At 51.5% G+C, this 5,165-nt stretch carries 5 protein-coding genes; all 5 read right to left on the bottom strand.

The window, feature by feature from the left end; all coding sequences use genetic code 11:
• On the bottom strand, positions 1-826 hold an 826-nt coding region (locus ABJQ89_RS07405), incomplete at its 3' end, for a sugar ABC transporter permease (protein ID WP_348495616.1).
• Between the two features lie 174 nt (positions 827-1,000).
• Complete coding sequence (locus tag ABJQ89_RS07400) at positions 1,001-2,284, bottom strand: sugar ABC transporter substrate-binding protein (protein WP_348495615.1); 1,284 nt, start codon at positions 2,282-2,284, stop codon at positions 1,001-1,003.
• Positions 2,285-2,374: 90 nt separating this feature from the next.
• Positions 2,375-3,397, bottom strand: coding sequence for a LacI family DNA-binding transcriptional regulator (locus ABJQ89_RS07395; RefSeq protein ID WP_348495614.1), 1,023 nt, complete (start codon positions 3,395-3,397; stop codon positions 2,375-2,377).
• Between the two features lie 300 nt (positions 3,398-3,697).
• Positions 3,698-4,033: a hypothetical protein gene (locus tag ABJQ89_RS07390; protein WP_348495613.1), complete on the bottom strand. Its 336-nt coding sequence runs from the start codon at positions 4,031-4,033 to the stop codon at positions 3,698-3,700.
• A gap of 240 nt (positions 4,034-4,273) precedes the next feature.
• Positions 4,274-5,165, bottom strand: an 892-nt coding sequence (locus ABJQ89_RS07385; RefSeq protein WP_348495612.1) for a ParB/RepB/Spo0J family partition protein, incomplete at its 5' end; no start/stop codon positions are given.

The raw sequence follows: 5,165 nt of genomic DNA, 5'->3' as shown, positions 1-5,165 counted from the left end.
ATTCACCAATCAGGTATGGCAGGTTTTTGTTACCAGAGCCGCGTGAGACAATTTCGATCTCAGCATAAAGCGACAGGTGGAAAATCGACTGGATCATCACAACAATCGCGATTGGACGGGCAAGGTGTGGAACCGTCAGATTGATGAACTGTGACCATGGGCTCGCACCATCCAGCGTCGCCGCTTCTTTCTGGCTTTCATCTTCGGACTGCAAAGACGTCATAAAGATAAGAACCGCGAAAGGTGTCCACTGCCAAGCCACCATCATGATAACCGCATAAGCAGAGGTTTGCGTCGCACGGAACGAGATCGGCTCAAATTCGGGCCAAAGCGAGAAGAAGCCACCTAGAACCGGGAAGTCTTTAAGACCGTTAACGATGTTGTTGATACCGCCGACCGCAATACCGTTCAGGCCAAGAACTGGATCAAGGATCATGTTGATCCAAAGAACACCGTTCACCGCAGGCATAACAAAGAAAGGCGAGATCAGCAGAACACGTACAATGCCGCGACCCGGGAAAGAACGGTTGATGAGAACAGCAATGCCGAGGCCCAGAATAACCGTAATGATCAAAATGCTGCCAACAATTAGAACTGAGTTCTGAATGGCAAACAAGAAATCCTTGGCTTTCAGAACATATGCGTAGTTCCCAAAACCACGCCAGTTGCTCAACGCCGGTGTCGTCCATTCAGGGCGAATAGAGCTGTTAAGAACATAACGGATGAAAGAGAAATACAGCGTCATGCTGAGCGGGACCAACATCCAAATCAACAGCAGGATGACCGCTGGCGTTTGGAGAATGCGGGGAAGCGTTCTATCGGACATAGTTCGGGCCACCTTTACGAATCATAAATTTCGGCGAAGTCGGAAAAATCAGGCGAAATGTTCAGCGATCGGCAGCGATATTGCCTTATTCAAGCGGAACAAAAGGGATTTTTGAGATTGGGTGGAAAGGTCCGGTGCGCACCCGGACCTTTCGCTTTAGTCGTTAACGACTGCTTAGTAGTAGCCCGCTTCGGACATGATTGCGTCCGCTGCTGCTTGTGACGCCGCCAGAGCTTCGTCTACAGATTTCGCGCCGGACAGTGCCGCTGCGATTTCTTGTGCTACTGCTGTACCCACTTCTGGGAACTCAGGGATCGCTGCGAACTGAACACCAACGTAAGGCTTGATGTCTGTTGCTTCTGGAGCCGCTGATTCAATCGCTGCCATCTCAGCTGCTGCGAAACCCGCAACCGCTTGGAACTCAGGGATTGCATACGTGGATGAACGCGTACCTGTTGGAACTTTGCCCCAACCGAAGTCTGGGTGGTTACCTACAGCTTGGATGTACTCTTTAGATGTCGCCCACTCGATGAACTTGTGTGCTTCTTCAGAGTTAGGTGAACCTGTTGGAACAGCCATTGCCCATGCCCACAGCCAGTTCGCGCCCACTGGGTTACCAGCGTTTGGAGACTGAGCGTATGCTACACCGTCAACTTCGAGGAAGGACGCAGCGATAGTCGCATCGATCCACATGCCACACTTGCCTTCGTTGTAAAGAGCAAGGATTTCGTTGAAGGAGTTGCCTTCAGAACCGGGAGGGCCGTAGTTGCCCAGCAGGTCAACGTAGAAGTTGATCGCAGCTTTCCACTCGTCTGAGTCAAGCGCTGGCTTCATTTCTGCATCGAACCATGCACCACCGAAGGAGTTCACAACAGTTGTGACGAACGCCATGTTGTCGCCCCAGCCTGGCTTACCGCGCAAGCAAGCACCGTAAACGCCGTTGTCTGGGTCGTGCATCGCTGCCGCTGCGGCTTTGATGTTGTCCCATGAATCGTTGTCAGCAACAGTTACGCCAGCAGCGTCTGTCAGGTCTTTACGATACATAACCATGGAAGATTCGCCGTAGAAAGGTGCAGCATAAAGCGTACCTTCGTGTGACAAACCGTTGCGCATCGCTGGAAGCATGTCGTCAACGTCATAGTCTGCGCCGAACTCAAGTGCTTCGATCCAGCCTGCTGCACCCCAGATTGGAGCTTCTTGCATGCCGATGTTGATGATGTCGTACTGGCCACCACCTGTCGCTGTGTCGGACGTTACTTGCTCACGAAGAACGCCTTCTTCCAGGGATACCCAGTTAAGAGCAACGCCTGTGTCCGCAGTGTATGCTTCCGCAACTTTCTGCATGTTGATCATGTGACCGTTGTTTACGATCGCGATCGTGAGCTCTTGCGCATAGCCAGCAGAAGCTGCTGCAACGCCAAGAGACAGGCCGAGAGCCGTGTTACGTAGTGATTTCATTAATCTTCCTCCCAAAATACTGGAATCAGATTGGCGCGTTATTTCCGCGCGGTCAACAAAAATTTTACACGCGACAAGTTTTAATGAAATTTATGCAGACCGCCGCATGATAAGTTTACCCTCAAAGAGCGAAACTTTCTCAGCAATTTCAACACCTTCAATGCTATTGAACAGGCTATCCACCGCATACCGAGAAATCGACTCATAGTCCTGCGCAATGGTGGTGAGAGGCGGACATGTGAACTCTGAGAAGGGATGATCGTCCATTCCAGCGACTCGAATCGAACAATTTTCCCCGTGACCGACGACCATATCGCGTTCAAAACACGCCGCCAGCAAACCAATCGCCAAACGATCGTTACTGCACAGAACAGTATTTGTAGAAAACGCCTTGCGATCTATCGCTTCAAAGCCCCCGTCCCTGCCGATCTCTTCGAAATTCCATCCCTCGCCTGCAACGCTCACCACTCTGGGCTCATGCCCTAGCGCTTCCATCGCCGCGATATATCCTTCGCGCCGTTTGTTGGCGTTCGGGTTGGAGGGGTTCTTCATTTCAAAGAAACAAGGTGGCTCACCGGTACGGCACAGATATTCGACAATCATGCGTCCGAACTGAAAATTGTCAGAGCCACTAAAGGTCAAACCGATATCCGCAAGAAGGCTATCGAACAGAACCGTAGGCACGTCCTTGCTAAACTTCTCAATCGCCGCAACATCAGAGCGACGCCCCAGCGGTGCGATCAACAAACCCGTCGGTTTCATCGAAAGCAGGTTTTCGAGAATCTCGATTTCCTGCTCTGTATTACCATGCGAGCTGAACAGCGTCGGGCGATACCCGGCATTGATGCACCGTCGCTCAACGTTCCGCGCAATCTCGGAAAAGAACGGATCGGACAGCGACGGAACAACGATACCCACGTTCCGCGTCAGCTTGCGGTTCTGGTTCATCGCATAGACGTTCGGGCGGTAGTCATATGTCTTGAGCGCATCTTCAATCTTCTCGCGCGTCGAGTTTCTGACGCTATCCGGATCGTTAAAATACTTAGAGATCGTCGGGCGCGAAATTCCACTGGCAGCGGCAAATTCTTCCATATTTCGAATTTTGGATTCCATTGTCACATGCTCTCTTAGGGAACGCCTATCGCGAAACTTACAGTTCTTTACACATTATTATCGCGCGGCAAAAAGCAAGGGGGTTTCGAGATTATGTTAAAAGTCTCTTTTGATGTGGGTCTTGAAAACGCTGGTTTTGTGACTTGCCCCTAATCGCCATTCGCACACCTTTAGGACAGCACCCCTGCCCTACTAATCAAACATCAAGACGCGCAACGGGAGTCATCAAAAGAGCCCATCGCGACGAATACTACGACATGCATAAACGATGCTTTTCTAAACTATCAAAGCGACAAAGAACTATGGCCGCCAGGTCCAAATTTCCGCTGCTTTTTGCGAAACTCTGCGCCCCTTAGCGTTCTTGAAAAATGCTAGAAAAAACTGGACAGCAATGATCAATGAGGCCATGGCCAAAAATGATCGGTTTGGTCTTTGAACTAAATTCTCTAGCTGTCGCGCTTTCTGTTGTGCAACGAGATGGTCAGCACTCACAGTTCTGTGGTTCTCCAAAAAGGTCTCAACTTCGGATGCCAAAAAAGCAGCTTCGGCGCGTTGTGCGCTATCAATGTAAAAGAAGAATGCACAAAACACCAACATGAACAAAGCACAGATAAGTGGGGTAAACCCTTCTTTCATTTCAAGTCCTTTGATCTCACTTGCCAATCTTATCCTACAGCATAACTGAGCAGATGGATTGTGTGAATAATGCGTGGCCGCCGTAGAAACATTTGCAATGACGACTCGCTAAACTCCACGAAGTGAAGGTCGGTGTTTTCACAGCTTATCAACAGTCCTAGGTGGTCAATTACACGCCCACCTTAGATGATCGTTATTTCAAAACCACCAACAACACCCTACCCCACCACATCAAATTCCTCAGGGCTTCCGCTTCTCAAACAGCACTGCCAAATGCTCCAGCGTTTCTTCCAAAAATGCGCGATCCACATCGCCGCCAATTCGGATCATAGGGCCGTTGGAATCGCTGGTGCAGCGCAGCGTTATTCCCGAGGGCAATATCTTCGTTAGCCCTTCCCAATCGTCTTGCTTTGCCTCTCGCTTACTCGGGCGCCCTCCCCTCGCTGGGTCTTTAACGGCCCCGCTGTTGAGCGCCTCGATCACCACTTCTAGCGCAGCCCATTCCGCTTCCGCATCTTCAAAGGACCCTCGCTCAAGACAATCGCGCAACGCGATGTCCGACCCGTTTCGCAGCGCACTCGCCAGCCGCAATCCATCGCGCTCTTTCAAAGCTTCGGGATAAATCAGCACATCGCCCAACTCTTCAAAGATCAAAGCAAAGGCGCGAATCTTGCTGCGCTTCGCTTTGGAAGCGACAGCGAACAGTGTGTTAACCCCCTCTTCAGTGCTGTTGAATACACCCTGCTGCGCGGCAACCACTGCAATGCGCCCGCGCTCGTAATGCGACAGGTTTGAGCGCACTTCATTCTCTTCCACCATCGCCGTGATCGCCCCGCCAAGCGCGTCAGGATCACGTTCAATCGCGGTGATGTTCTGCCACTTCGGATCAGCACTGCGCCCTGCAATCTGGCGCACCGCTTCATAACGGCGAAAGCCCGACAGCAATCCAAACGGGGCCTCCCCCTGCCCCACGGTTTCGCGGCGATAAATTTCAATCGGCAGACGCATTCCATGCGCCTCAATCGACGCCACAAGCTCCGCCATTTCATCCGCATCGATATGTGTACGGTCCCGGATCATTGCGCGCGGATCGATATCAGCCAAAGGAATGGACAGCAGCTCCCTGCCCTCT

It is taken from the genome of Planktotalea sp., from assembly GCF_039984035.1.
In the GTDB taxonomy this organism is placed as follows: Bacteria; Pseudomonadota; Alphaproteobacteria; order Rhodobacterales; family Rhodobacteraceae; genus Planktotalea.
This window is presented reverse-complemented; position numbering and strand designations above follow the sequence as displayed.